This is a genomic window from Paenimyroides ceti (genome assembly GCF_030409925.1).
On the sequence record NZ_JAUFQU010000001.1, the window covers coordinates 3,118,143 to 3,144,298 of the forward strand.

The 26,156-nt window shown below is 36.0% G+C and carries 26 protein-coding genes and 1 tRNA gene; 13 read left to right on the plus strand and 14 right to left on the minus strand.

The genetic code is table 11. From position 1 onward, the window contains the following. Window positions 1-22 precede the first annotated feature (22 nt). Window positions 23-1,564: a glycine--tRNA ligase gene (locus tag QW060_RS15290; protein WP_290364330.1), complete on the minus strand. Its 1,542-nt coding sequence runs from the start codon at window positions 1,562-1,564 to the stop codon at window positions 23-25. Window positions 1,565-1,680: 116 nt separating this feature from the next. Between QW060_RS15290 and QW060_RS15295 the strand changes: the two genes are divergently transcribed. Together QW060_RS15295 and QW060_RS15300 are read left to right on the plus strand one after the other, a co-directional pair. After that, window positions 1,681-2,361, plus strand: coding sequence for a ComF family protein (locus tag QW060_RS15295; protein WP_290364331.1), 681 nt, complete (start codon window positions 1,681-1,683; stop codon window positions 2,359-2,361). A 61-nt stretch (window positions 2,362-2,422) separates the two neighbouring features. Next, a complete protein-coding gene (locus QW060_RS15300) occupies window positions 2,423-4,036 on the plus strand; it encodes an Ig-like domain-containing protein (RefSeq protein WP_290364332.1) in 1,614 nt (537 codons plus the stop codon). Window positions 4,037-4,086: 50 nt separating this feature from the next. On the opposite strand, the gene QW060_RS15305 is transcribed toward QW060_RS15300, so the two are convergent. The 6 genes from QW060_RS15305 to QW060_RS15330 all read right to left on the minus strand — a co-directional run bounded on the left by QW060_RS15305 (window position 4,087) and on the right by QW060_RS15330 (window position 10,651). Then, window positions 4,087-4,854 carry a nitrilase family protein gene (locus QW060_RS15305; protein ID WP_290364333.1) on the minus strand — a complete coding sequence of 256 codons (768 nt, stop codon included), beginning with the start codon at window positions 4,852-4,854 and terminating at the stop codon, window positions 4,087-4,089. A 194-nt stretch (window positions 4,855-5,048) separates the two neighbouring features. Then, window positions 5,049-5,561: a hypothetical protein gene (locus tag QW060_RS15310; protein WP_290364334.1), complete on the minus strand. Its 513-nt coding sequence runs from the start codon at window positions 5,559-5,561 to the stop codon at window positions 5,049-5,051. Window positions 5,562-5,971: 410 nt separating this feature from the next. Further along, complete coding sequence (locus tag QW060_RS15315; protein ID WP_290364335.1) at window positions 5,972-6,715, minus strand: succinate dehydrogenase/fumarate reductase iron-sulfur subunit; 744 nt, start codon at window positions 6,713-6,715, stop codon at window positions 5,972-5,974. 54 nt (window positions 6,716-6,769) lie between these two features. Beyond that, window positions 6,770-8,770 carry a fumarate reductase/succinate dehydrogenase flavoprotein subunit gene (locus tag QW060_RS15320; protein ID WP_290364336.1) on the minus strand — a complete coding sequence of 667 codons (2,001 nt, stop codon included), beginning with the start codon at window positions 8,768-8,770 and terminating at the stop codon, window positions 6,770-6,772. Between the two features lie 18 nt (window positions 8,771-8,788). Next, window positions 8,789-9,649: a succinate dehydrogenase cytochrome b subunit gene (locus QW060_RS15325; RefSeq protein WP_290364337.1), complete on the minus strand. Its 861-nt coding sequence runs from the start codon at window positions 9,647-9,649 to the stop codon at window positions 8,789-8,791. 147 nt (window positions 9,650-9,796) lie between these two features. Next, on the minus strand, window positions 9,797-10,651 hold the full coding sequence (locus QW060_RS15330; RefSeq protein WP_290364338.1) for a ChaN family lipoprotein: 855 nt from the start codon (window positions 10,649-10,651) through the stop codon (window positions 9,797-9,799). 96 nt (window positions 10,652-10,747) lie between these two features. On the opposite strand from QW060_RS15330, the gene QW060_RS15335 reads away from it, so the two are divergent. Beyond that, on the plus strand, window positions 10,748-12,040 hold the full coding sequence (locus QW060_RS15335; protein WP_290364339.1) for an aminopeptidase P family protein: 1,293 nt from the start codon (window positions 10,748-10,750) through the stop codon (window positions 12,038-12,040). Between the two features lie 58 nt (window positions 12,041-12,098). Here QW060_RS15335 and QW060_RS15340 read toward each other — a convergent pair whose 3' ends face one another. Further along, the gene (locus QW060_RS15340; RefSeq protein ID WP_290364340.1) at window positions 12,099-12,518 is read right to left on the minus strand and encodes a hypothetical protein; all 420 of its coding nucleotides are present in this window, start codon (window positions 12,516-12,518) and stop codon (window positions 12,099-12,101) included. Between QW060_RS15340 and QW060_RS15345 the strand changes: the two genes are divergently transcribed. Next, entirely contained in the window at window positions 12,517-12,675 is a 159-nt protein-coding gene (locus QW060_RS15345; protein WP_290364341.1) for a hypothetical protein, read from the plus strand. The two genes, QW060_RS15340 and QW060_RS15345, sit on opposite strands and share 2 nt — an antisense overlap. Window positions 12,676-12,683: 8 nt before the next feature. Here QW060_RS15345 and QW060_RS15350 read toward each other — a convergent pair whose 3' ends face one another. From QW060_RS15350 to rnhA, 3 genes are all read right to left on the minus strand, one after another. Continuing rightward, on the minus strand, window positions 12,684-14,585 hold the full coding sequence (locus tag QW060_RS15350; protein ID WP_290364342.1) for an amidophosphoribosyltransferase: 1,902 nt from the start codon (window positions 14,583-14,585) through the stop codon (window positions 12,684-12,686). Window positions 14,586-14,649: 64 nt separating this feature from the next. After that, entirely contained in the window at window positions 14,650-15,579 is a 930-nt protein-coding gene (locus QW060_RS15355) for a PfkB family carbohydrate kinase (RefSeq protein WP_290364343.1), read from the minus strand. 79 nt (window positions 15,580-15,658) lie between these two features. Next, the gene (gene rnhA / locus QW060_RS15360; RefSeq protein ID WP_290364344.1) at window positions 15,659-16,135 is read right to left on the minus strand and encodes a ribonuclease HI; all 477 of its coding nucleotides are present in this window, start codon (window positions 16,133-16,135) and stop codon (window positions 15,659-15,661) included. A gap of 88 nt (window positions 16,136-16,223) precedes the next feature. On the opposite strand from rnhA, the gene QW060_RS15365 reads away from it, so the two are divergent. Beyond that, window positions 16,224-16,724, plus strand: coding sequence for a hypothetical protein (locus QW060_RS15365; protein WP_290364345.1), 501 nt, complete (start codon window positions 16,224-16,226; stop codon window positions 16,722-16,724). Here QW060_RS15365 and purN read toward each other — a convergent pair. Further along, window positions 16,721-17,284: a phosphoribosylglycinamide formyltransferase gene (gene purN / locus QW060_RS15370; RefSeq protein WP_290364346.1), complete on the minus strand. Its 564-nt coding sequence runs from the start codon at window positions 17,282-17,284 to the stop codon at window positions 16,721-16,723. The genes QW060_RS15365 and purN overlap by 4 nt on opposite strands. Before the next feature lie 204 nt (window positions 17,285-17,488). On the opposite strand from purN, the gene QW060_RS15375 reads away from it, so the two are divergent. The 5 genes from QW060_RS15375 (at window position 17,489) to pyk (ending at window position 21,919) form a co-directional block, all read left to right on the plus strand. Further along, on the plus strand, window positions 17,489-17,725 hold the full coding sequence (locus tag QW060_RS15375; RefSeq protein ID WP_002988156.1) for an acyl carrier protein: 237 nt from the start codon (window positions 17,489-17,491) through the stop codon (window positions 17,723-17,725). Window positions 17,726-17,905: 180 nt separating this feature from the next. Continuing rightward, complete coding sequence (fabF, locus tag QW060_RS15380) at window positions 17,906-19,159, plus strand: beta-ketoacyl-ACP synthase II (RefSeq protein ID WP_290364347.1); 1,254 nt, start codon at window positions 17,906-17,908, stop codon at window positions 19,157-19,159. Window positions 19,160-19,163: 4 nt separating this feature from the next. After that, on the plus strand, window positions 19,164-19,913 hold the full coding sequence (gene rnc / locus QW060_RS15385) for a ribonuclease III (RefSeq protein WP_290364348.1): 750 nt from the start codon (window positions 19,164-19,166) through the stop codon (window positions 19,911-19,913). A 69-nt stretch (window positions 19,914-19,982) separates the two neighbouring features. After that, window positions 19,983-20,486 carry an IPExxxVDY family protein gene (locus tag QW060_RS15390; protein ID WP_290364349.1) on the plus strand — a complete coding sequence of 168 codons (504 nt, stop codon included), beginning with the start codon at window positions 19,983-19,985 and terminating at the stop codon, window positions 20,484-20,486. 2 nt (window positions 20,487-20,488) lie between these two features. Then, a complete protein-coding gene (gene pyk / locus QW060_RS15395) occupies window positions 20,489-21,919 on the plus strand; it encodes a pyruvate kinase (protein ID WP_290364350.1) in 1,431 nt (476 codons plus the stop codon). 50 nt (window positions 21,920-21,969) lie between these two features. Here the strand turns inward: pyk and QW060_RS15400 are convergent, their stop codons facing one another. Both QW060_RS15400 and QW060_RS15405 read right to left on the minus strand, forming a co-directional pair. Continuing rightward, a complete protein-coding gene (locus QW060_RS15400; RefSeq protein ID WP_290364351.1) occupies window positions 21,970-22,575 on the minus strand; it encodes a 50S ribosomal protein L25/general stress protein Ctc in 606 nt (201 codons plus the stop codon). 24 nt (window positions 22,576-22,599) lie between these two features. Further along, entirely contained in the window at window positions 22,600-23,541 is a 942-nt protein-coding gene (locus tag QW060_RS15405) for a ribose-phosphate pyrophosphokinase (protein WP_290364352.1), read from the minus strand. Between the two features lie 166 nt (window positions 23,542-23,707). On the opposite strand from QW060_RS15405, the gene QW060_RS15410 reads away from it, so the two are divergent. The 3 genes from QW060_RS15410 (at window position 23,708) to QW060_RS15420 (ending at window position 26,143) form a co-directional block, all read left to right on the plus strand. Beyond that, window positions 23,708-23,787: transfer RNA gene (locus QW060_RS15410), tRNA-Leu, on the plus strand. A 415-nt stretch (window positions 23,788-24,202) separates the two neighbouring features. Then, window positions 24,203-24,574 (plus strand): GreA/GreB family elongation factor, encoded by a 372-nt coding sequence (locus tag QW060_RS15415; RefSeq protein ID WP_290364353.1) that lies wholly within the window; start codon window positions 24,203-24,205, stop codon window positions 24,572-24,574. A gap of 126 nt (window positions 24,575-24,700) precedes the next feature. Beyond that, window positions 24,701-26,143 carry an amino acid permease gene (locus tag QW060_RS15420; protein WP_290364354.1) on the plus strand — a complete coding sequence of 481 codons (1,443 nt, stop codon included), beginning with the start codon at window positions 24,701-24,703 and terminating at the stop codon, window positions 26,141-26,143. The last annotated feature ends 13 nt before the right edge of the window (window positions 26,144-26,156 follow it).

Sequence of the window (26,156 nt, forward strand, 5' to 3'; positions counted from 1 at the left end):
CGACTTCAAAGTCGCTTTTTTATTACATTTTCATTAACCAGTTTCTCATAGAAACTTCTTCTTCGATAATTCTTCTCAATTCAGAAATAGCTACCCTGTCCTGAAGCATGGTATCGCGGTGACGAATCGTTACCGTATTATCTTCAATAGTCTGGTGATCTACTGTAATACAAAACGGTGTACCCAAAGCATCCTGACGGCGATAACGACGCCCTACAGCATCTTTCTCATCATAAGCCACATTAAAGTCCCATTTCAGTTCATCAATAATCGTACGCGCCAATTCAGGAAGTCCGTCTTTTTTAACCAACGGCAAGATAGCAGCTTTTGTCGGAGCTAATACAGATGGCAATTGCAAAACTGTTCGCGTAGAACCGTCTTCTAAAACTTCTTCTTTCAGGGATTTCGAGAACACCGATAAAAACATACGGTCAAGCCCGACAGATGTTTCTACCACGTATGGTACATAAGAACTATTGGTTTCGTTATCAAAAAACTGTAGTTTCTTTCCGGAATGTTGCTCATGTGCTTTTAGATCGAAATCTGTACGGGAGTGAATCCCCTCCAATTCTTTAAATCCGAACGGAAAATTGAATTCAATATCCGCTGCTGCGTTGGCATAATGCGCTAATTTTTCATGATCGTGAAAACGATAATTTTCTTTTCCTAATCCTAAAGACAAATGCCACTTGAGACGGGTTTCTTTCCAGTACTCATACCATTTCATTTCCTCTCCGGGTTTTACGAAAAACTGCATTTCCATCTGTTCAAATTCACGCATACGGAAAATAAACTGACGTGCAACAATTTCGTTACGGAATGCTTTTCCGGTCTGAGCAATTCCGAAAGGGATTTTCATGCGCCCTGTTTTCTGAACGTTTAGAAAATTTACAAAGATACCCTGTGCCGTTTCCGGGCGCAGATACAAATCCATAGCTGTATCTGCTGAAGCTCCAAGTTTGGTTCCGAACATAAGATTGAACTGGCGTACCTCTGTCCAGTTTTTAGAACCGGTCTCAGGATCTGAAATGCCCAACTCTTCAATAAGTGCTTTTACATCAGCTAAATCACCCGAATCAAGCCCGTGTGCCATTCTTTCCAGAATTTCTTTTTTCTTTGACAGATATTCTATTACTCTTGGATTAGTTGCCACAAATTGTTCTTCGTCAAATGAGTCACCAAAGCGCCCTCTTGCTTTTTCAATCTCTTTTTGCGCTTTCTGATACAATTTTTCACAGTAATCTTCAATAAGCACATCTGCTCTATATCTTTTTTTGGAATCTTTATTATCAATTAACGGATCGTTAAAGGCATCAACATGTCCTGATGCTTTCCAGGTAGTAGGATGCATAAAAATAGAAGCATCTATCCCTACAATATTTTCATGCATCTGAACCATTGACTTCCACCAATATTCACGGATGTTTTTCTTTAATTCTACTCCGTTTTGAGCATAATCATATACAGCGCTCAATCCATCGTAAATTTCGCTTGACGGAAATATATATCCGTATTCTTTTGCATGCGAAATTACATTCTTAAAAATATCTTCTTGTTTTGCCATGGTGCAAAAATACTAAAAATGCCTAAATTCTAAAGGTTTATCTCTACTATTAAATAAGATTTTTTTGCTCTTGCTAAATTTTTTCCATAAATTGAGAAAATATAAATATAACAGTTATGCGCCAGGGTTTTTTCAATCTTATATTCCCTCCATTGTGCTATGGTTGCAATGAGATCTTAATGCATCGGGAAATTTATATTTGTACCTATTGTCTGCATCATTTAGAAAGAGTTCCAATCAGTGAAAACGCTTTTCCGGAGCTCCTTCGCAGGTTTTATGGTAAGCTGAAAATAAAAAACGCTTCAGCCTTATTATTCTATGAAGACGGAAGTATCGCTAAACAGTTGATTCACCACTTAAAATACAAGAATCAACAGGAAATCGGGATCTTTTTGGCAGAGATGGTCTATGAGCGTTCCACTAACCATAGACTGTTTAATACGGTTGATGAAATTGTTTCCATTCCGCTACATCCAAAAAAACAGAAGGAGCGAGGCTACAATCAGCTCGATTTTTTTTGTCAGAAACTTTCAGAACTATTCAACATTCCCTATAACGGAGAAAGACTTAAAAAGAATTTTTACAGTAAATCACAAACTAAAAAATCGCTTTTTAGCCGTAGTGAGATTCATCAGGATATGTTTACAGTGAATTTTGACAATACAGATTCAGGCAAACATTTTTTACTGATTGATGATGTCGTTACAACAGGATCCACAATTGAAAAAGCAGGAAATGAACTTTTGAAAATAGAAAATGTACAATTAAGCATATTTACAATAGCCTGTGCCAGATAATTGTAACCAAAACGTTTTCGATAAAATAAAAAATCGCTTACTTTGTACGAAATTATATTCTATGAAGTTTTTAAGAGTTCTGCTATTTTTTGCTTTTATCAGTTTGATTCTTTTTTCTGGTTGTGCCAAAAGGGGAATGATTACCGGAGGTCCCATGGATACTTTAGCGCCTGTAATAATAAGTAGTTCTCCTGAAAATTATTCCGTTCATTTTGATAAAAAGGATATAAAAATCGTGTTTGATGAGTATATAAAGATCGATAAGCTGAATCAAAACCTTATCATATCTCCTCCGATGAATACTATACCTGAAGTAACTCCTATGGGATTTGCAAGTAAATCGATTACCATTAAAATACTGGACACCCTTAAAAGCAATACAACCTACAGCTTTAACTTTGGACGAAGCATAGTAGATAATAACGAAGGAAATCCTTTTACCGCTTTTAAATATGTTTTTTCTACAGGTGATTACATTGATTCCTTAAAAGTAAGCGGTAATATCAAGGATGCATACAGTAAAAAAACGGATAATTTTGTAAATGTTGTTTTATATGATGCGACTCAATTCAATGATTCAACTATTTATAAAGAAAAACCTATCTATATCACCAATACCCTTGATAGCCTTACCTCTTTTTCTATTGAAAACATCAAAGAAGGAAGTTATTATTTATTTGCTTTAAAAGACCAGAACAACAATTACAAGTTTGACCCACAGTCTGATAAAATTGCTTTTTACGAAAAACCCATAACATTGCCTACAGAGGAAACATTTGACCTGACCCTGTTTAAAGAAGTAAAAAAAGAAAGTGCCGGCAGACCCTCAATGACGAGTAAAAATAAATGGCTGGTGCCTTATGAAGGTGATTATAAAAATTTGAAAATGGAACTCTTGGGCAATAATAAACCTATTGATTTTGCTTTTTCAAAAGTTCCTCAAAAAGATTCTCTACATGTCTTTACTCCATTAGCTCCAATGGATTCTGTAACTTTCCGTTTCAAAAATAAAGACTATGAAAAAGAATATACAATTAAAACACGGCAGGTAAAGATGCAGGATTCTTTGAAAGTAAGTCTGAACAAATCAGGGTCGCTTGATTTCAGAGACAGTCTTCAGATAAGTACTACAACCCCTGTTCGGAAATTAGCAGCTGATAAAATACAATTGATCGGTAAAGATTCTGCAAATGTTCCTTTTACTCTTTTTGCCGATTCCCTTAATCTGGCAACAACGATCCATTTTGAGAAAAAGGAAAAAGAAAAGTATACATTGACTTTATTACCAGGAGCCATTACCGACTTTTATGGCAAACAAAATGATAGCATTGTGAGTCAGCTCACCACGAAGGCGTATACTGATTACGGCAACCTAACAATAACACTTGAAAACACAAAAAATTTCCCTCTGATTGTACAGATTCTGAATGATAAAGAAGTATTGACAGCTTTTGAGATTCTTACAGAAAACAAACCTGTGGTATTTAATCACCTTACGCCTAACAAATACTTTATCCGCGTTATTTATGATGAAAATAATAATGGAAAATGGGATACAGGTAAATATCTGGATCGCCGGCAACCCGAAGAAGTATATTATTTTGCCAAAGAGATTGATGTCCGACCAAATTGGGAAATGAAAGAAACACTCATACTTCCTGTTCCCAGGGAATAATAACACATAAAAAACGCCGCTTGTATATGCCGCGTTTTATTATTTATTTGTCAATAAAGTTCAAAATGATCGGCATCGTTTAGAAAAGCAAGCTTCTCTCTGGCTTTTTTGAGTCCTTCTTTTGACAGTTCTATTATCTCAATTTTATCTCCTATTACAGGCTGCTGAAGATATTGCCCCATATAATCAAGCATTTGAGAATGTCCTGAATATTTATTTTCTGCGGGATCGGTACCACTACGATTAACAGCAGCTACAAAACACATATTTTCTATCGCGCGGGCCTTTAATAACGCATCCCAGGCGTAAATTCGCTGATCAGGCCAAGAAGCAACATAAATCAAAAGCTCATAGTCTTCTTCAACAACTCTTGAATAAACCGGAAATCGGAGATCATAGCATATCAAGGGTCTTATTTTCCAATCTTTGTAAATTACAGTTAATTTATTTATTCCTGCATCATAAACCTTGTCTTCGCCGGCGAGTGTAAAAAGATGTCTTTTATCATAGGTATAATAATCACCATTGGGCAATACAAAATATAATCTGTTGAAATAGCGATTATCTTCCTTAATCACAACACTTCCTGTGATGGCAAACTGATGCTTCTCTGCCATTTTTTGCATCCATGACAAGGTAATTCCATCCTGAGTATCGTATACTTCTTGAGGCGACATTGTAAACCCCGTCGTAAACATCTCAGGCAATATTACCAAATCTACTGTCTGATCTATATTTTCCAACCTCTGTGTCAGAAGGTCAAGATTCTTTTGTTTATCCTGCCATACAGGAGAGAATTGTACAAGAGCTATTTTCATTGGCTAAATATTTGAAATAAATGATACAGGAAATAATTTTCACATTGTTTCATATCTATAAAGTTACAACAACAGTCACACAAATGTGTTATTCCATCCTAAAATCTGATTAACAATAAAGCGGAATTAAATAACTGGATTTTAAAATGTTCGTACTGATCTTTTTATATATAAGATAAAAATCAGCCAATACTCTATATCATATCACCACAAAACTCTTTGTATTTTTCATTTATTTCTTCATAAAAGCGCAACTGGACTTCCAATTCTACATCTGATACCGATTTATATTTCTCTTTGTCAGCTGCTTCATTTTCTTTATTATTCTCTCGTAATACGGTTCGAATTTCTTTTTGAATTTTACCTACATAATTAAGCTTGAACCAACCGATATTTGTATAATGTTCATCTAAATAGGCTTTTGCTTCCGGACAGCTTTTCAACAGCTGACTAATAGCTTTAAAATTTGGAACGGTGTTAATCCATCGGATCCCTTTAGTTGCTACACCAAAATTACTTCCAGGCATTTTTATAACACTGATGAAACTACCCGTTGTTACTTTCATATTACCTTCATACAGTGTTAAAAGATATCCATAAACCTCCATTGGACCATCAATGTATTTATTCAGAAACATTACATCTTCTCTACGTCTATATTCTCCTGTTTTATCATTTATATTCTTAACTACCACTTTATAAAGCAAGAACTTTGTATTGTCTCTCTCTTCTATTTCTATGGTATATATATTTCTGGTTGGTATTTTTTCAGCTTTTTTGGATCCTTCAGCTTTAAAATTTATATGCTCTTTAGAACTAGATGAAACGAAAAAAGTTTCATAAACATTTTTTTTAATGTTTATATAACCTGTTTCGTGACTACCATCTTCATAGGTAAGAATAGCTTTACGATAACCTACACCAGCCAGATGCTGTGCTGTTATACATTGTACAATTAAACTAAGCAGGATTGTAATATATATTCTCATAAAAGTATGTTTTAACGACAAATATAACAATAGTCACAATAAAAAGAAAAAAAATAAAAACCTGCTTATTATCAAAAATAAAAAAGCCCAACGTTTCCGTTGGGCTTTTGATATCAATTAAGCACTTATTATTTTACAGAAGCACTTAAATATTCTCTATTCATACGGGCAATGTTTTCTAATGAAATTCCTTTCGGACATTCCACTTCACATGCTCCCGTATTGGTACAGTTACCAAAACCTTCATTATCCATTGCTTCTACCATGTTTAATACACGTTCCGTAGCTTCAACTCTACCTTGTGGCAACAGAGCAAACTGAGAAACTTTTGCAGAAACGAAAAGCATTGCTGATGAGTTTTTACAAGAAGCTACACAAGCTCCACAACCAATACAAGTAGCTGCATCAAAAGCTCTGTCTGCATCGTGCTTTTTAATCGGAATATTGTTTGCATCCTGTGTATTACCTGAAGTATTTACAGAAATAAAACCTCCGGCATGTTGTACGCGGTCAAAAGAAGAACGGTCTACAACCAAATCTTTGATTACCGGAAATGCTTTTGCTCGAAAAGGTTCAATATAAATAGTATCCCCTTCTTTGAATTTACGCATATGCAACTGACAAGTAGTAATACCACGATCCGGTCCGTGTGCTTCTCCATTGATAAATAATGAACACATACCGCAGATACCTTCACGACAATCGTGATCGAATGCCACAGGTTCGTCACCTTTCTCAACAAGCTCGTTGTTTAATACATCAAGCATTTCTAAGAAAGACATATCTGGTTCAATACCGCCGATTTTATAATCGACCATACTACCTTTATCTTGTGCGTTTTTTTGACGCCATATTTTTAATGTAAGATTCATTTGTACAGAATTTTTACAGTGAGTTTAGAAATATAAAAAGTCTAAGCTCAAATATTATTTATAACTACGAGTTACCAATTTAATGTTTTCATATACCAGGTCTTCTTTATGAAGAACAGCATCACTTGGTTTTCCTTTATATTCCCAAGCCGCTACATACGCAAAGTTTTCATCATCACGTTTTGCTTCTCCATCTTCTGTCTGGTGTTCTTCTCTGAAGTGTCCTCCACAAGATTCTTCACGGTGTAAAGCATCTTTGGCAAACAATTCTCCTAATTCCAAGAAATCGGCCACACGTAATGCTTTTTCAAGTTCCTGATTAAAGGATTCAGCAGTTCCTGATACTTTTACATTTTTGTAGAAGTCTTCTCTCAGTTCAGCAATTTCTACCATTGCTTCTTTTAATCCTTTTTCATTACGCGCCATACCAACTTTGTTCCACATAATTTTTCCTAATTTCTTATGGAAGTAGTCAACCGTATGAGCTCCCTTATTGTTCATCAAGTGATCAATCATGGATCTTACATTGCGCTCAGCTTCTTCAAATTCAGGAGTATCAGTAGGAATTTTACCGGTTCTGATATCGTCAGATAAATAGTTACCAATTGTGTAAGGCAGTACAAAATATCCGTCTGCTAATCCCTGCATTAATGCAGAAGCTCCTAAACGGTTTGCTCCGTGATCAGAGAAGTTTGCTTCTCCGATACAGTAACATCCTTCAATGGTTGTCATCAGATTGTAATCAACCCATATACCACCCATTGTATAGTGAACCGCAGGATAAATCATCATCGGTGTAGTATACGGATCTTCGTCTACAATTTTGTAGTACATCTGAAATAAGTTTCCGTATTTATTTTCTACAACGTCTTTTCCTAATTTATAAACAAGTTTAGCATCATTTACATCTAAGTGATGAATAAGTGCCTGTTCTTTTCCGTAACGCTCAATTGCCGATGCAAAATCAAGATAAACCGCTTCTCCGGTTGCGTTAACACCAAAACCGGCATCACAACGTTCTTTTGCAGCACGCGAAGCAACATCACGAGGTACTAAGTTACCAAAAGAAGGGTATCTTCTTTCCAAATAGTAATCTCTGTCTTCTTCCGCAATCTGAGCAGGTTTTAATTTCCCCTCACGAATTGCCTGTGCATCTTCTAATTTTTTTGGCACCCATATACGACCGTCATTACGCAACGATTCTGACATCAATGTCAATTTTGACTGATGGTCTCCCGTTACCGGAATACAAGTCGGGTGAATTTGTGTATAACAAGGGTTTGCAAAGTAGGCTCCACGTTTGTGTGCTTTCCATGCAGCCGTTACGTTAGATCCCATTGCATTTGTTGACAAAAAGAATACGTTTCCATAACCTCCGGTACCAATCACAACTGCGTGAGCTGAGTGTCTTTCGATTTCACCTGTAACCAGGTTACGTGCGATAATACCTCTTGCTTTACCATTCACGATTACCAAATCAAGCATTTCGTGACGGTTATACATTTTTATTTTTCCACGACCAATCTGACGGTTCATTGCTGAATACGCCCCTAATAATAATTGTTGTCCAGTCTGTCCTTTTGCATAAAAAGTACGTGAAACCTGAGTTCCCCCAAACGAACGGTTATCTAACAAACCTCCGTATTCACGTGCCAACGGAACTCCCTGAGCAACACACTGGTCGATGATGTTTACTGAAACTTCTGCCAAACGGTGTACGTTAGCTTCACGCGCACGATAGTCACCTCCTTTTACAGTATCATAAAATAATCTGTAAACAGAGTCACCGTCTCCCTGATAGTTTTTAGCAGCATTGATACCTCCTTGAGCAGCAATTGAGTGTGCTCTACGAGGCGAATCTTGATAACAGAATGCTTTTACATTATAACCTAATTCTGCTAATGTTGCAGCAGCAGAACCACCTGCTAACCCTGTACCCACAACGATAACATCAATATTACGCTTGTTTGAAGGGTTTACCAGGTTAATATGATCTTTATAATCTGTCCATTTCTTATCTATGGAACCTTGAGGAATCTTGTTGTTTAAGCTCATCATCAAATTCTTTAATGATTATTTAATAAAGTGAATGTAAATAGGAATAATCGCAAATAACAGAGGAACGATGATTGCAAAACCAGTACCTACACAACGTATTAAACCATTTACTTTTGGATTATTGACACCCAACGATTGGAAAGCACTTTTGAATCCATGCAATAAATGGAATGCTAAAACTGCCATAGAGAACACATAAAATAGTGTAAACCATAATCCGTACGCAGGATCTTTAAAGAAATCAATCGTGATTTTATACAAGTCTTTATATCCTTGTTTAACTTTCAACTCTCCTATGTAAAAATCTTTTCCATCTTTCAATTCTACCTGACCAGCAGATACATCAGCATATACTGTCTTTCCTTCAGGATCTTTCTGAATCACAATAAAAGAACCGTCTGTTGTATTATGCACATCTATTTCCTGTGGTCCTGCCGGAGTTTCAATGATCACTCTCTGAGATTGCAACGGCATATCTGAAAAGTGCATTTTTGCCCAGAAGTTCATCATGTGAGTAGCAATAAAAATCAGAATCAGAGTTCCCAAAACAGCCATATTACGAGACTGCCAAGTACTGTTTGCTGACGCATTGTTTTTCACATACCCGATTGGTCTCGCTTTTTTATTCTGAATAGTCAAAACAATTCCATCGATCGCATGAAATAAAATAGATAAATACGTTAAATAAGATAGAATTTTTACTGCCGGATTAGTGGTCATAAACAAAGCATATTGATTGAACTGTAAATCAGTTCCGAAAATCAACTGTAAGTTTCCTGCTAAGTGACCCACTAAAAACAAGCATAAAAATAAACCCGTAAGTGCCATCCAGTATTTTTTACCGATTGACGACTTTAAAAGTGCAGATTTTGCCATAATGAAATTATAATAGTTTTTTTCCTTAAAAAAATCAGACAAAAATACGGCTATTTACAAAAACAATCAAACCTGCCTGTGTTATTTATACTGAATTTAAACAGCATCGCAAGTCGTCTCACAAGTATTTAATTCTCAACGGCTTCATCAGAAGGTTTTTGTCATATCTTCATCAATGACAATTATAAAATCAGCAAGGTTTTTATTTTCCGGATCCATTTTTTTAACCTCTGCCTGAGAAACAGTAGCAATAGTAGCAACTTTTAACGCTTGATTATACGTATTGAGGTACCAGTAAATACCTTCGTAATTGTTGCTGTGATAAGAACCGTTAAAATGCACAAACAGTTTTCCAGCCTCTATGTTTTTTGAGATAAAATAAGCCATTGTTGCATCTTTTATGGCCTGTGATTTTGGAAAATTCGGATTTGCATGATTACTGTCTTTAAACATTTCCATCATTTTCACGTAACCCGGTAGATTTTCATCATACGGAAAAGGAAGCGGTGCTATCCAGGATTTCTCCTCAGCACTTAAAAGCTCCAGACTTTCCACACCTTCTTTATACACTTTACTCGCATATCTTCGCGGTACATTAGTCGCTATAAAACGTATTTTGCTCTTTTTTGCAAAATCGACTAACGGTTTGTAATCTGTTTTATGATTATTCCATAAACGCGCAATAGTATCAAATGCTTTCTGATCAATTTTGCCAGCCAGATAATCGTTTAGCTGCGACTGGTTGTCTGCCTCAATCATTTCTGCACCCAATGTCAATCCTCTTTTCTGAGCCAGGCTTTTAGTCAGCTCTAACTGCAACCAGTGAGCCAGAGAATTATCATGAAATTCACCAAACAAAACTACATCTTTATCCTGTAGCTGTTTTACCATTTTATCATACGTCACTTTCTTTCCTTTTGCATTGTAAATCTGATACGCCTGACCATTTTGAGAAAAAACAGGCGCAGAAACAAACAACAGCAGGTATAAAATATTTTTCATATACTTTTAGTAATATTTAAGATGATGGATACAATTGTCCTTATTTTATTTATGTAAATTTGAAGATCTTTTCAAAGAATTATAAACATCAAATCTATGAAATACCACAAGATAGACCAAAATTTATTCATTAAAAACCGTAAAAAGTTTACGGCGCAAATGAAACCAAACAGTATTGCCATTTTCAACTCTAATGATATATATCCTGTAAGTGCAGATTCTACTTTACCATTTGCACAACACCGAGATATTTTTTATTTATCAGGTGTAGATCAGGAAGAAAGCATATTGGTTTTGTTCCCTGATGCTCCGTTTGAGAAGTACAAAGAAATTCTGTTTTTAAGAGAAACAAATGAACATATTGCTATATGGGAAGGTGAGAAACTGACCAAAGAAGTTGCTTATACTACTTCCGGTATCAAATCTGTTTACTGGTTACAGGATTTTCATAAAGTTTTGAAGGAGTTGATGAGCTATGCAGACACCATGTACATCAATACCAATGAACACTACCGTGCAAATGTTGAAACACAAACCCGTGAAGACCGTTTTATCAAATGGTGGAAAGAGACGTATCCTGCTCATAAAGTAGAACGTTCTAACCCTATTTTACAGCGACTGCGTTCGATAAAAGAACCGGAAGAAATTCTTTTGATTCAACAAGCCTGTGATATTACAGAAAAAGGGTTCAGAAGAATTTTAGGTTTTGTTAAGCCCGGAGTATGGGAATATGAAATTGAAGCGGAATTTGCCCATGAATTTTTAAGAAACCGCTCAAAAGGTTTCGCGTATACGCCAATTATTGCTTCCGGAAATAATGCGAATGTACTGCACTATATCGAAAACAATAAAGAATGTAAAGATGGTGACCTCATTTTATTTGATGTAGCGGCTGAATACGCCAACTATGCCTCAGACTTATCACGTACTATTCCGGTGAATGGAAGATATACCACACGTCAGAGAGAGATCTATGATGCGGTTCTGAGATGTAAAAAAGAAGCAGAAAAACTTCTGGTCAGCGGAAACAACTGGCATGATTATCACAAAGAAATGGGTAAAATATACACCTCTGAACTTTTGGGTCTGGGATTATTGAGCAAGGCCGATGTACAGAATGAAAATGCAGACTGGCCGGCTTATAAGAAATACATGATGCACGGAACGTCTCACCACATGGGATTAGACACTCATGATTACGGTATTCTGACCGATACTTTTACGGAAGGAATGGTGTTTACCAATGAACCTGGTTTTTATATTCCTGCAGAAGGTTTCGGTATTCGATTAGAAGATGACTATGTAATTCAAAAAACCGGATTACCATTTAACCTGATGCGCAATATTCCACTGGAAGCAGAAGAAATTGAAAGTCTGATGAACCAATAAAATCAAAAACCCCAAAATCAAAAATTGATTTTGGGGTTTTCTTTTTATATATAATTAATCAGACTCTTCCATAGCCTTTGCTCACATACTGATACGCATAATACTGATTCCATTTTTTATACTGTTTGGCATTTAACAGTTTTACCAGTTTCCGGTCAAAATCACGTTCTATGCGTAAGATTGTATTTTGTGGATTTCGGTATTTTCGCTGAGCAAATTGTATATCATTATGCATTACTGCAATCATATTTCTCAACTCTCTTTCCTGATAAAGAGAAAGATCTAACCTATGAATATCTTTATAAAACCGGTCTGAGTAGAAATAAAATGAATTGTTATAAGATGTATTATTTCTGTCAGCCGAATATACATAACGGCTGTTTGTTTGGTTTGCATTACGGTTATTACCGTGAGGTCTGTTTTGCGCAACTGCACTAAGTGATAATGCTAACATTGCTATGAGTACTAATCTTTTCATGATTTCTTCTATTTATGTATTCGTTACTCTGTACAAACCAACTCCTGTGCCAAAAATAAAAAAACTGCTTAAAAGCAAGGCAAACCCGGCAATAATAGCGGTAAATAAAAAAGCACCGAATATAATCCGATGCTCCCTAACAATTAAAATAATATAAAATCCGCTTTAATATGCTCTCGCATCTTTACCTTCATAGAAATTCATAAAGGCTCTGCTGACCACTCGATTACCGCCTTTAGTAGGATAATCTCCGGTAAAATACCAGTCCCCTAAATGATCCGGACAGGCTTTATGTAAATTCTCTACTGTCTGAAACATTATTTTTACATCTGCTTTTACATCTTCCGGGTGCAGCATTTCTGATATTTTATCCGCTATTTCCTGATCGGTAAACGGAGCATATAATTCTTTTACATAATTCACCACTTGAGCATCAGGAAGATGTTCCTGTGCTTTTGATTTCTGATACACATCTTCAACAATATGGTACAGGTTACGCTCCTTTAATAATTCTAAAGTAGCATTAAAGGCAATAAGCGATTCCATTTTAGCCATATCGATCCCATAACAATCAGGATAACGAATCTGCGGAGCAGAAGATATTACGATGATTTTTTTTGGATTTAACCGATCCAGCATTTTGATAATGGATTTCTTTAAAGTAGTACCTCTTACAATACTATCATCAATTACAATAAGCGTATCAGTTGGCTTCACAACACCATATGTAACATCATATACATGCGCCACCATATCATCCCTGTTGCTGTCATCCGTAATAAAAGTACGCAATTTGGCATCTTTTATGGTGATTTTCTCTGTACGGATGGTTGTAGAAAGTATTTCGTCCAGTTTTTCTGTCGACAAATGACCTTCTTCTGCCAGTATTTTTGCAGTTTTCTTTTTATTTAAAAACTCCTGAGCTCCTTCCAACATTCCGAAAAAGGAAGTTTCTGCCGTATTGGGAATATAGGAAAAAACAGCGTTTTCCGTATCTTCATTAATTTCTTTTAATATGACCGGCATCATCAGTCGTCCAAGATTTTTTCGTTCCTGATAAATAGAAGCATCATTCCCTCTTGAAAAATAAATTCTTTCAAAAGAACATGCTTTTTTCTCAAGTGGCTCCAAAATACGCTCAAAGGATACTCTACCGTCTTTTTTGATGATGATAGCTTCTCCCGGATTCAACTCTTTAATCTGCTCCAAAGGTACATTAAATGCCGTCTGAATAACAGGTCGTTCTGATGCCACGACCACAATTTCATCATCTTCGTAATGAAAAGCCGGACGAATACCCGCCGGATCGCGAAGCACAAATGCATCTCCATGACCTAACATACCTGCCATGGCAAATCCACCGTCCCAGTTTTTGGAAGCTCTTCTCAGAATACGCGCCACATCTAATCGTTCTCCGATGATAGGCGATGCTTCTCTTTTTGAAAGACCTTCCTTGTTTTTTAAATCAAAATATAAATCCGTTACTTCATCATCTAAGAAATGACCTATCTTTTCCATTACGGTAACGGTATCTGCCATTTCCTTTGGATGTTGTCCTAAGCGAACCAAGTCATCAAAAAGCTCTTTTACATTGGTAAGATTAAAATTTCCCGCAACAATCAGATTACGGTGCATCCAGTTATTCTGACGTAGAAAAGGGTGTACGCTTTCAATATTGTTCTTTCCGAAAGTACCATATCTGACATGTCCTAAATATACTTCTCCTATATAAGGCAATAATTTTTTCTGAGCTTCTACATCATTAATCAGTTCAGGATTTTCTTCTAACCCTTCGTTGATTCTTCCGTTAATCTGAGAAAAAATATCCTGTATCGGTTGCGGGTTATTGGAACGTACTCTGCTGATATAGCGCTCACCCGGGTCCATATCAAGTTTAATATTGGCCAGACCAGCCCCGTCCTGCCCACGGTTGTGCTGCTTCTCCATCAACAGATACATCTTTTGAATGGCATAAAAAGAAGTTCCGTATTTTTCTTTGTAATAAGACAAAGGTTTTTTTAGTCTTAAAAGTGCTATACCGCATTCGTGTTTGATCGCGTCGCTCATATTATTTGTTGTGTTGTTGTTGTATAGTTATCAAAAAAAGCCCCACAATGAGGCTTTCTATTTTTTATTCTGCTAATTCGATGTCGAATTGTGTCAACATTTTAAATTGCTGTAAGCGTGCTTCGACATTCTCTTTGGATAAATTTTCCATGCGCTCAGTTCCAAATTTTTCAACACAAAAGGAAGCTAAATTAGAACCATAAATGATCGCATTTTTCATATTTCCGAAAGAAATATTTTCTGATTGTGCGAGATATCCTGAAAAACCACCTGCAAAAGTATCTCCGGCTCCGGTAGGATCAAAGACATCTTTTAACGGTAAAGCAGGAGCAAAAAACACATTACTATCATGAAATAACAAGGCACCATGCTCTCCTTTTTTAATGACCACATATTTAGGTCCCATTTCATGAATCACTTCGGCTGCTTTTACCAATGAATATTCTCCCGACAATTGTCTGGCTTCTTCATCATTTATCGTAATCACATCTATCCGCTTCATTACTTCTTTTAATTCAGCAAGCGCACAATCCATCCAGAAGTTCATGGTATCCAAAACAACAAGCTTTGGCTTTCTTGTCAGCTGATCTAAAACACTGATCTGAATATTCGGATGCAGGTTGCCCAGCATAACCACATCTGCATCTTTAAAATCTGCAGGAACAACCGGATTAAAATCTGCTAAGACATTTAACTGAGTATCCAGAGTTTCTCTTGAATTCAAATCATTGTGATAACGACCGCTCCAAAAGAAAGTCTTTCCTTCTTTTACGATTTCAATACCGGAAATATCAATGGATTTATCTTTTAATAATTGTAAATATTCTTGAGGAAAGTCGTCTCCTACAACAGAGACAATTGCCGATTTCACATCGAAATGAGAAGCCGCCAAACCAATATAAGTAGCTGCACCTCCCAATATTTTCTCTGTTTTACCAAAAGGGGTTTCAATAGCATCGAAAGCAACAGTTCCTACAATCAATAATTTGTTCATGCGTTCTTTATAAATGAAGATGCAAATATAATGCTATTTTAAAAAAATCGCAAAAGTAATAAGTAAGTTTGTAGGTTTATTAACCTAATGTATTTTCATAGTACTGATCGGCTATCAAATCTTTACCCAATGCGGCATTTACTGCCAAAACATCACAGCGTTCGTTCATCGGATGATTATTATGACCTTTAATCCACTGAAATCGCACCTGATGTTGTCTGTAAATGTTCAAAAAACGCATCCACAAATCCGGGTTTTTTTTGTCTTTGAAGTTCTTTTTCTCCCAGCCTATTACCCACTTTTTTTCAACGGCATCAACCACATATTTAGAATCAGAAACGACTAATACAGAAAGTCCCGGTTTTTTTAGTTTTTCCAACCCTACTATAACCGCCATTAATTCCATACGGTTATTAGTTGTAAGCCGATAACCCTGTGAAAATTCTTTAAAAACATTTTTACCAGCCCACTCCAGAATAAGACCATAACCTCCCGGCCCTGGATTTCCTCTTGAAGCCCCGTCTGTATAAAGAATAACGTCTGGTTTCTGATGCATAACTTTTTTTTGCAAATATAGGTCAAAACGCTGCTACATCACAACCTTGGTACGCGTTTTGATTGCAACACGAAAAAGTATATTATATATGAAAAAACTATACATGCTGCTTTTATTATTACTGGCAGGATACAATGCCTCTTCTCAATATTTAGGCACTGATACTTTCGAATTCGACATAAATGAAGAAGGGTATGCGAGATTATGGTCTCATGATTACAACCATACAGTAATGGATCTTAGCAATGATATTATTGATAATGAATATTATGTTTTTGTAGATGGCAACATCTATGAAGTAGATGAAGATTATGAGAATCTTATAGGTACCTATACAAGCAAATCAATCACTATATATGGAGAAACCTACACCCTTCAAAAGCCTCTTCTCGGAAAACTTTCACTGAAAAATGAAGCAACCGGAGAATTGGTCAAAATCAAAACGACCAACCGACAAATCATCTTTGAACCTACCGTTTGGGAAATTCCGGATGTTCTTAAACTATGGGCATGCCAGAAAGGAATACGCAGAATATTAAATAAAGAGGAAACTACAGTGGTAGTAGAAGGGTTTTTTAACAGTTTTTAATCCTTCAATAATTTTTCTATTATTTCAGGAAAATGGATAAATTCCAGCTGATGCACTTTATCAGCTATCTGTTCTACCGTATCATTGTTACTTAGAGCAACTTTTGCCTGAAACAAAGGTGCCCCATCATCATAATGTTCATTTACATAGTGAATGGTTATCCCTGTTTCTTTTTCCTTATTAAGGAGTACAGCCTCGTGAACAAACTTCCCATACATTCCCTTTCCTCCGTATTTTGGAAGTAGCGCCGGATGTATGTTAATGATTTTATTCGGGTATTCCGCAATTATTGCCGACGGAAACTTCCATAGGAAGCCGGCCAGAACAATCAGATCAGGGTTTATTTCTTTTACTTTTTCACCAACCTTTCCTTCATTCATTTCTTCACGTGAAAAGATCACAGCAGGTACCTGAAGTTTTCGGGCTCTTTCCAAAACAAAAGCTTTTTCATTATTTGTAAAAACATAAAAACTGATTTTTTGTTGCTTTTCTTTGAAATACCCGATAATATTTTCTACATTAGAACCTGAGCCAGAAGCGAATAAAATAACTTTTTTCATTTAGTTAGTCAAAATACGTATATTATTTTACAATGAAATAAAGTGCAAAAAAAAGAATTATTTATGACAAAACCGTAAAAAAAACCACCAGTACAAATTATTTTTATAAATTCGCAGTTACAAATTAAATTTTTTATCGTGGACATATAATAAAGTTTTTTATTTTTGCCACATACAAATTAAACTTAAAAAAAGAAAAAGATTATGTCAGACATTGCATCAAGAGTAAAAGCGATTATCGTTGACAAATTAGGAGTTGACGAGAATGAAGTTGTAGCTGAAGCAAGCTTCACAAATGATTTGGGAGCTGATTCATTAGACACTGTTGAGCTTATCATGGAGTTCGAAAAAGAATTCGACATTCAGATTCCAGATGATCAAGCTGAAAACATTGCTACAGTAGGTCAAGCTATCTCTTACATCGAAGAGGCTAAGAAATAATAACATAATCTCCCACGCGAAGCTTCGCGTGGGTGTTATTATTCCTCTAAAGCATAATAGGCTTTAAAAAAGAAAAACGATTGGAAACAATCTCAGTAAATAAATAGCACCCAATGTTTTCTCTTAATTTAATTGAAACGCTGGGTTTTGTTTTTTAAATTAAACTATAATACACATTATATGAAATTAAAGCGAGTTGTAGTTACTGGTTTAGGTGCATTAACACCTATTGGAAATACCATTCAGGAATATTGGAACGGATTAATAAATGGTGTGAGTGGAGCAGCCCCAATTACTTATTTTGACGCTACAAACTTCAAAACACAATTTGCATGTGAGTTGAAAGGATTTAACGCAGAAGATTTCATCGACAGAAAAGAAGCACGTAAAATGGATCGTTTTACACAATATGCCATGGTAACTGCTACTGAAGCGATGGAAGACGCTAATTTCAATTTTGACAAGCTTGACAAAGATCGTGCTGGAGTTATCTGGGGATCAGGTATTGGCGGTTTGCAAACTTTCCAGGACGAAGTAACCAATTTCGCTACAGGAAACGGAACTCCAAAATTCAACCCTTTCTTTATTCCAAAAATGATTGCGGATATTGCAGGAGGTTTGATTTCTATAAAATACGGTTTACGCGGTCCGAATTTTACGACCGTTTCGGCTTGTGCGTCATCTACTAATGCCATGATTGATGCGTTTAACTATATTCGCTTAGGTCATGCTGATGTAATCTTAACAGGTGGTTCAGAAGCTGCTGTAACCATTGCCGGTATTGGAGGATTTAATGCCATGCACGCTCTATCTACAAGAAATAATGATCCGAAATCGGCTTCACGTCCAATGGATAAAGACAGAGATGGCTTTGTGTTAGGTGAAGGTTCCGGAGCTTTGGTATTGGAAGAATATGAACATGCAGTTGCCAGAGGAGCAAAAATTTATTGCGAAATCGGTGGTGGCGGTATGTCTGCAGATGCCCATCACATTACAGCACCACACCCGGAAGGTTTGGGAGCAAAAAATGTTATGATTAATTGTTTACGAGATGCAGGATTACAGGTAAGTGATGTAGATGGTGTGAATATGCATGGAACATCAACTCCTTTAGGTGATATTGCAGAATCTAAAGCAATTGAACAGGTATTTGGAGAGCATGCTTACAAATTGAACATCAACTCAACCAAATCAATGACCGGTCACTTGTTGGGAGCTGCCGGAGCTATTGAAACCATTTCCTGTATTTTATCTATCAAACACGGAATTGTTCCACCAACCATCAACCATTTTACTGATGATGAAAGCATCAATAATAAATTGAACTTTACCTTTAATCAGGCTCAAAAAAGAGAAATGAATGTAGTGATGAGTAATACATTTGGTTTTGGAGGTCACAATGCCTGTGTATTGGTAAAAAAAGTTGATTTATAAAAAGATGAAATCTTTTTTAAGCATATTTTACAGAAAATCCCGCTCAGATAACGACGGGATTTTTTGCGATAAATTAGCACAACTCACTGGGTTTAATACCAAGAACGCTCCCCTTTTTAAACAAGCATTTACGCATAGCTCTACGAATAAATCCGATAAAAACGGAAATCCCCTGAATTATGAACGTCTTGAGTTTTTAGGTGATGCCATTCTGGGAACAGTTGTTGCTTCTTATCTTTATCAGTCCGTACCTCAGGGAAATGAAGGATATCTGACTAAAATGCGGTCAAAAATTGTAAGCCGGGAGAATCTGAATAAGATCGGAAAAAAGTTATGCCTTACAGAATTGGTTGAAAGTAAGATTTACAAAAACCAGTTTGGAGATAATATTTTCGGAGACTTATTTGAAGCTTTTATAGGAGCCATCTATATTGACAAAGGATTTGACTATTGTGAAAGCTATATCAAAACACATATTCTCTCTCAAATCGAAGATATTAATACACTCGAAGGAAAAATCACCAGTCACAAAAGCCTTTTTATCGAATTTTGTCAAAAAGAAAAAATTTCTTTCCGATTCGAATCTTCAGAAGACCACACTAACGAACACGTTCGATATTTCAGTTCTAAACTTTACTACAACGAGCGCATAATCGCCAAAGGAAGAGCCACCAGCAAGAAGAAAGCTGAAGAAAAAGCAGCTCAAAGGGCTTACTTTGCCCTTCAAAACAAAATCAACGTGAATATTAAATAATTGTTTTTAGTGCGGTTATCTCCATCAAATGTTATTTATTAATAGTATTTTTGTACCGATGAAGATAATATGGCAGCTCCTAAGAATAAAAATATTGTAAAATTTGCTTTAGATTGCTTCGACTTCAATGATTTTGAGTTGATAGCCATCCAATCCGGGCTTGAAGATTACAGGCTGGCTTTTCATCTTAATAAAATTTTGCACCTTTATCTGGTTCGCGAAAAAAAAGACATTCATCTGACCAATGATAAGGGAGACAGCTTTTTTTCATATTATGTATATGAAGATCTGAAACAGGATTTGATCTGGCGGCTGATTGAAAATAAGACTAATATCTTATCTAAAGAAATGAAACAGGGTTCTTTATTCAATGAATTGTCACATCCGTTCGAAACTTCCACTTACCTGATTCCTGAGCTAAAAAATTTCGATTATTTATTACAAATCGAAAATGTGGACGTTTTTTACAGCAGCGATGAAATCATTCATCAAATCAGTGATATCAGAAATGTATCAACTGTGTATGCTGCAAATACCGAAAACATAAAATCAATCAACAATTTAATATTTTAAATATGTTACAACGAAAAAAAACAAAAATAGTCGCTACGCTTGGACCCGCATGTGGTACCAAAGAAATCATTAAAGAAATGATAGAAGCGGGTGTGAATGTTTTTAGAATAAACTTTTCTCACGCCGATTATTTTGATATTGAAGAAAAAGTAAAAATAATCCGTGAGCTTAATGAAGAATTTAGTTACAACACCAGTATTTTAGCTGATTTACAAGGTCCTAAACTACGTGTTGGTGTTATGAAAGATGAAGTCGTTTTAAAACAGGGAGACCTGATTACTTTTTCGACTGAAAATGAATTTTTAGGAACTGCGAGCCGCGTCTATATGAATTACAAAAGTTTTCCAAGAGATGTAAATCCCGGAGAATCCATTTTACTGGATGACGGAAAACTCATTTTTAATGTTCTTGAAACCGACCGCAAACATGAAGTTAAAGCAGTAGTTGTTCAAGGAGGTCCTTTAAAATCTAAAAAAGGGGTTAACCTTCCTAACACCAAAGTTTCTTTACCCGCCCTTACTGAGAAGGACATCAAAGATGCTATTTTTGCTATAAAGCTGGAGGTAGACTGGTTTGCCTTATCTTTTGTAAGAACTGCTGAAGATATTGAAGACCTTCAAATGCTTATTAAAGAACATTCCGATCATAAAATTCCTATTATTGCCAAGATAGAGAAACCCGAAGCCGTAGAGAACATCAATAAAATTGTTTCTCATTGTGACGGTCTTATGGTTGCACGTGGAGATCTTGGAGTAGAAATTCCTGCACAGGAAGTACCGCTTATACAAAAGCAGCTGGTTCACAAAGCCAAAGCAGCACGTATCCCGGTGATTATTGCTACTCAGATGATGGAAACAATGATTACGAGCCTTACGCCTACAAGAGCCGAAGTAAATGACGTAGCCAACTCTGTTATGGATGGTGCTGATGCGGTAATGCTTTCCGGAGAAACCTCTGTTGGTAATTATCCGGTTCAGGTAATTGAAAAAATGAGTCAGATTATTTTAAGTGTTGAGGATTCAGACCTTATCAAACTTTCAGTAAACGATGCAAAAATCAAAACAAAACGATATGTGACTAAAGCAGTATGTTACCACGCTGCCATCATGGCCAATGATATCGAAGCTAAAGTAATCAATACGCTTACCAATTCAGGGTACACTGCCTTTCAGATATCGGCATGGCGTCCGAAATCGCATATTCTTGCCTTTACATCAAACCGCCGTATGCTTACACAACTAAGCCTTCTTTGGGGTGTTAAAGCATTTTATTATGATAAATACGATAGTACCGATATCACTATTGAAGACATCAATAATATTGGAAAAGAACACGGATATGTAGATAAGGGAGATTTCACAATTAACCTGGCTTCTATGCCTCTTGTGGAAAAAGGAATGGTAAACACTGTAAGAGTTTCCATTATTGAATAAAACAAAAAAGCTCCGGAAATCCGGAGCTTTTTTTATAGCTGTAAAGAAAATTATTTTTTCTTTCCTTTTGCTGTTTTGTCTGCTTTTGCAGCTTCCTGAGCAGCTTTCATTGCAGCACGAGAAATTCTCACCTGAGCAACAACTGTGTTATCCGGATGTAACAATTTGAAGTTGTTTGTAGGGATTTTAGTAACATATAATTTGTTACCCATTTCTAATTCTGTGATATCAGCTTCTACGAAATCCGGTAAGTTTGCTGGTAAAGATCTTACTTTTAATTTACGTTGGTTTAAACGTAAAACACCTCCAGCCATAACTCCTTTTGAGTTACCAACAACTTTTACAGGAACTTCCATAGTGATTTCTTTATCAGCATGTAACTGGTAAAAATCAATGTGTAAAATTTTGTCAGAAACCGGATCAAATTGAATGTCCTGTAGAACACAATCAATTGTTTTTCCTCCTAAATCAACACCAACAGTGTGTACTTCTGGAGTGTATACTAAGCTTTTAAAAGCTTTTTCTTCAGCTGTAAAATGCACTGGTTGTTCTCCTCCGTAAATCACGCAAGGAACTAATCCAGCATTACGTGCGGCTTTCGTAGCTACTTTACCCACGCTTTCTCTTTCTTGTCCTTTAATTGAAATTGATTTCATTTTTTAAATATATAAATTAATAAATTACATTATAAATTTGTTGCTTATTGAATTATTGTTTTGCACCATGTGCATTACATCTGCAAATAATTCAGCACAACTCAATACTCTTATTTTTTCACTTTTTTGTTTGAGCGGTATCGAATCCGTGACGATCAATTCCGTCAGTTTGGATTTTTCAATCTTTTCATAAGCGCCACCTGATAAAATGGCATGTGTACAAATTGCACGAACGCTCAGAGCTCCTTTTTCAATCATAACATCTGCTGCCTTTGCAAGTGTTCCTCCGGTATCGATCATATCATCTACCAGAATTACATGTCTGCCTGCTACTTCACCTATCAACTCCATTGTATCAATTACATTGGCTTTTTTTCGCTGTTTGTAACAAACAACTACTTCTGAACCTAAGTATTTCGAATACGCATAGGCTCTTTTCGATCCACCCATATCCGGAGAAGCTATAGTAAGGTTTTCAAGCTCTAATGACTGTACATAAGGCAGGAAAATGGTTGATGCAAATAAATGATCTACCGGTTTTTCAAAGAACCCCTGTATCTGGTCTGCATGCAAATCCATTGTCATCACACGTGTTGCACCTGCAGTTTCCAACATTTTTGCTACCAATTTTGCCCCTATCGGCACACGTGGCTTATCTTTCCGATCTTGTCTTGCCCATCCAAAATATGGAATCACCGCGGTGATGTGTCTTGCTGAAGCGCGTTTTGCAGCGTCAATCATCAGCAATAATTCCATTAAATTATCTGCACTTGGAAAGGTAGAACAGACTAAAAACACACGGATTCCACGAATCGATTCTTCAAATGAAGGCTGAAATTCTCCATCACTATAATGTGAAAAGGTAACTTTACCTAATTCTACACCATAGTTTTTTGCAATTTTTTCAGCTAATTCTAAACTTTGAGAACAAGCAAATATTTTTGCTTCCGGTTCAAAATACGCCATTAGTTATTTATTATTTTAGTAGTTAGCTTTGTGTTGTGTTTGCCTTATGTTGTCTAAAGCGTTGCAAATTTAGAAATTATATTTTTACATTGTACATTTTTTCATTTTTTTATTTGTTATTTATTTTTTTTACCTACATTTGCAATCTCAAAGTCGTAAAGATTATGCCTGAGTGGCGGAATTGGTAGACGCGCACGACTCAAACTCGTGTTCTTCGGAGTGTGGGTTCGATTCCCACCTCAGGTACTAAAAAAGAGCTTATCATCATTTAGATGTTAAGCTCTTTTTATTTTTTAGGATTATTCACCCCCCATTATCTTTCTTCAAAATCTCCCGGATTTTTTTTAATGCCTTATATATTGTATCTTAGTCAAAATTATTAGGTATAATGACTATTTCAAACTTTTATTTAACGGATAATCGGTTGATACGGCTTGTGGGCTCGTTATTATATCTGCATGATGATACTTTCTTAAAAAACTCCAAAGAGTTTATTCAGTAAGCCCTGTCACGACTCCGGACAGGGAACCACTTTATTCTATTTTTAAATGCAATTGCTTCTTCAGATGCCCGATAGGTCTATACAGTCGCTATTGATCCTCTACAGCTCAGACATTTAAAGCGAGTCACTCTTTGATTAATTAAATTGAAAGCGAATATCATGTCACAAAAAATAATATTAACCACCGGATTGTATGACTTAATAAAAGATCATGTACGAAGAAAAAAAGTTACCATAGCCGAAGAAGAACTTTTACTTAGTGAATTAAAAAATGCCTCACAAGTGCTGAGAAGAAATCTCCCAGACGAGATTGTTACTGTAAATCGTATGGTGACTTATAAAGACCATCATACCAACGAAAATAAAACAGTTACTCTTGTAGGTCCTCAAAAAGCAAAACCAAGCAAGAATAAAATTTCTGTTCTATCTGATGAAGGAATAGCCATAATTGGACGCAAAATCGGAGATATCATTGAATGGCCTGCGAAAAAAGGTAATTTAAAACTGGAAGTTATTCGTATTGAAGATTAGAGAATTGCTATAATAACAATAGCCCGTCTTTCTATAAAAAAGGTTGTCCATAAGGACAACCTTTTTAGTTTTATGGTTCTTTTTAGTCTTTTTTTTCTATTTTCGTAAAAAAATAATACATTTTACGTGGAAAACACTCAACAACAAACCCCTGCTACAGAATTAAAAAGAGGTCTTTCTAACAGGCACATTCAGCTGATTGCATTAGGTGGCGCTATAGGAACCGGGCTTTTTCTCGGTATAGGACCCGCTGCTGTATTGGCAGGACCTTCTGTGATTTTAGGATATGCTTTTGCAGGAATTATTGCTTTTTTTATCATGCGTCAATTAGGAGAAATGGTTGTAGAAGAACCTGTTTCAGGAAGTTTCTCTCATTTTGCCTATAAATATTGGGGGTCGTTTGCAGGATTTGCTTCCGGATGGAATTATTGGATTTTATATATACTGGTAAGTATGTCTGAGCTTACCGCTATTGGTATTTACATCAACTACTGGTGGCCTGAAATTCCTTTATGGGCTTCAAGTCTGTTTTTCTTTTTAGCTATTAACGCGTTAAATTTAGGCTCTGTAAAGCTTTTTGGAGAAGCAGAGTTCTGGTTTTCTATTATTAAAGTGGTTGCTATTATTGCCATGATTCTTTTCGGAGGATATCTTTTGCTTTCCGGAACCGGAGGAGAACAGGCATCAGTAGAGAATCTATGGAATAACGGCGGCTTTTTTCCAAAAGGCTGGCTGGAAAAATCCGGAGAAGGTTTTCAGGGTCTCTTGTCTGCGATGGCTCTTATCATGTTTTCATTTGGAGGATTAGAACTCATTGGAATTACAGCTGCTGAAGCAGAAAACCCTGAGAAAAACATTCCCAAAGCAACTAATCAGGTAATTTACCGCATTCTGATTTTTTATGTAGGTGCTTTGATCATTCTTTTTTCTTTATCACCATGGGAGATGATTGATGTAAAAACAAGCCCATTTGTAACCGTTTTTGATAATCTGAAAGGCTATGAGGTACATTTGTTCGGAACAACTGTTTCTTTTACAAACCTTATCGCAAATGCGCTTAATCTGATTGTGCTTACCGCTGCTTTGTCAGTATATAACAGTAGTGTTTACAGTAATTCCCGTATGCTTTTTGGTTTGGCAGAACAAGGAAATGCCCCTGCTTTTCTAAAAAGATTAAACAAGCATTCGGTGCCAGTAATGGCTATTGTAGTATCTTCCTGTTTTGCTGCTATCTGTATTGTGATTAATAAAATTGTACCCGAAGAAGCCTTCAGCATTTTAATGTCGCTGGTGGTATCCTCTCTTATTATTAATTGGGTCATGATTGCTATTACCCATTTAAAATTCAGAAAGCAAAAAGATCAGGAGCTTGTCAAGACAAAATTTCCTTCTTTTATCTACCCGCTATCCAATTATATCTGTCTGGTGTTTTTAGTGGGTATTCTGAGTATTATGTGGATCACAGGAATGAAAATTTCTGTAGAGCTTATCCCTATCTGGATGTTACTGTTATACATTAGTTACCGACTGGTACAGCACAATAAAAGAACAAAAAATAATAAGACATAAAAAAAGACCGCTC

Coding starts and splice junctions, on each gene's coding strand:
- QW060_RS15290 (WP_290364330.1), bottom strand. CDS start 1,564: ATGGCAAAACAAGAAGATATTTTTAAGAATGTAATTTCGCATGCAAAA.
- QW060_RS15295 (WP_290364331.1), top strand. CDS start 1,681: ATGCGCCAGGGTTTTTTCAATCTTATATTCCCTCCATTGTGCTATGGT.
- QW060_RS15300 (WP_290364332.1), top strand. CDS start 2,423: ATGAAGTTTTTAAGAGTTCTGCTATTTTTTGCTTTTATCAGTTTGATT.
- QW060_RS15305 (WP_290364333.1), bottom strand. CDS start 4,854: ATGAAAATAGCTCTTGTACAATTCTCTCCTGTATGGCAGGATAAACAA.
- QW060_RS15315 (WP_290364335.1), bottom strand. CDS start 6,715: ATGAATCTTACATTAAAAATATGGCGTCAAAAAAACGCACAAGATAAA.
- QW060_RS15320 (WP_290364336.1), bottom strand. CDS start 8,770: ATGAGCTTAAACAACAAGATTCCTCAAGGTTCCATAGATAAGAAATGG.
- QW060_RS15325 (WP_290364337.1), bottom strand. CDS start 9,649: ATGGCAAAATCTGCACTTTTAAAGTCGTCAATCGGTAAAAAATACTGG.
- QW060_RS15330 (WP_290364338.1), bottom strand. CDS start 10,651: ATGAAAAATATTTTATACCTGCTGTTGTTTGTTTCTGCGCCTGTTTTT.
- QW060_RS15335 (WP_290364339.1), top strand. CDS start 10,748: ATGAAATACCACAAGATAGACCAAAATTTATTCATTAAAAACCGTAAA.
- QW060_RS15345 (WP_290364341.1), top strand. CDS start 12,517: ATGATTTCTTCTATTTATGTATTCGTTACTCTGTACAAACCAACTCCT.
- QW060_RS15340 (WP_290364340.1), bottom strand. CDS start 12,518: ATGAAAAGATTAGTACTCATAGCAATGTTAGCATTATCACTTAGTGCA.
- QW060_RS15350 (WP_290364342.1), bottom strand. CDS start 14,585: ATGAGCGACGCGATCAAACACGAATGCGGTATAGCACTTTTAAGACTA.
- QW060_RS15355 (WP_290364343.1), bottom strand. CDS start 15,579: ATGAACAAATTATTGATTGTAGGAACTGTTGCTTTCGATGCTATTGAA.
- rnhA (WP_290364344.1), bottom strand. CDS start 16,135: ATGCATCAGAAACCAGACGTTATTCTTTATACAGACGGGGCTTCAAGA.
- QW060_RS15365 (WP_290364345.1), top strand. CDS start 16,224: ATGAAAAAACTATACATGCTGCTTTTATTATTACTGGCAGGATACAAT.
- purN (WP_290364346.1), bottom strand. CDS start 17,284: ATGAAAAAAGTTATTTTATTCGCTTCTGGCTCAGGTTCTAATGTAGAA.
- QW060_RS15375 (WP_002988156.1), top strand. CDS start 17,489: ATGTCAGACATTGCATCAAGAGTAAAAGCGATTATCGTTGACAAATTA.
- fabF (WP_290364347.1), top strand. CDS start 17,906: ATGAAATTAAAGCGAGTTGTAGTTACTGGTTTAGGTGCATTAACACCT.
- rnc (WP_290364348.1), top strand. CDS start 19,164: ATGAAATCTTTTTTAAGCATATTTTACAGAAAATCCCGCTCAGATAAC.
- QW060_RS15390 (WP_290364349.1), top strand. CDS start 19,983: ATGGCAGCTCCTAAGAATAAAAATATTGTAAAATTTGCTTTAGATTGC.
- pyk (WP_290364350.1), top strand. CDS start 20,489: ATGTTACAACGAAAAAAAACAAAAATAGTCGCTACGCTTGGACCCGCA.
- QW060_RS15400 (WP_290364351.1), bottom strand. CDS start 22,575: ATGAAATCAATTTCAATTAAAGGACAAGAAAGAGAAAGCGTGGGTAAA.
- QW060_RS15405 (WP_290364352.1), bottom strand. CDS start 23,541: ATGGCGTATTTTGAACCGGAAGCAAAAATATTTGCTTGTTCTCAAAGT.
- QW060_RS15415 (WP_290364353.1), top strand. CDS start 24,203: ATGTCACAAAAAATAATATTAACCACCGGATTGTATGACTTAATAAAA.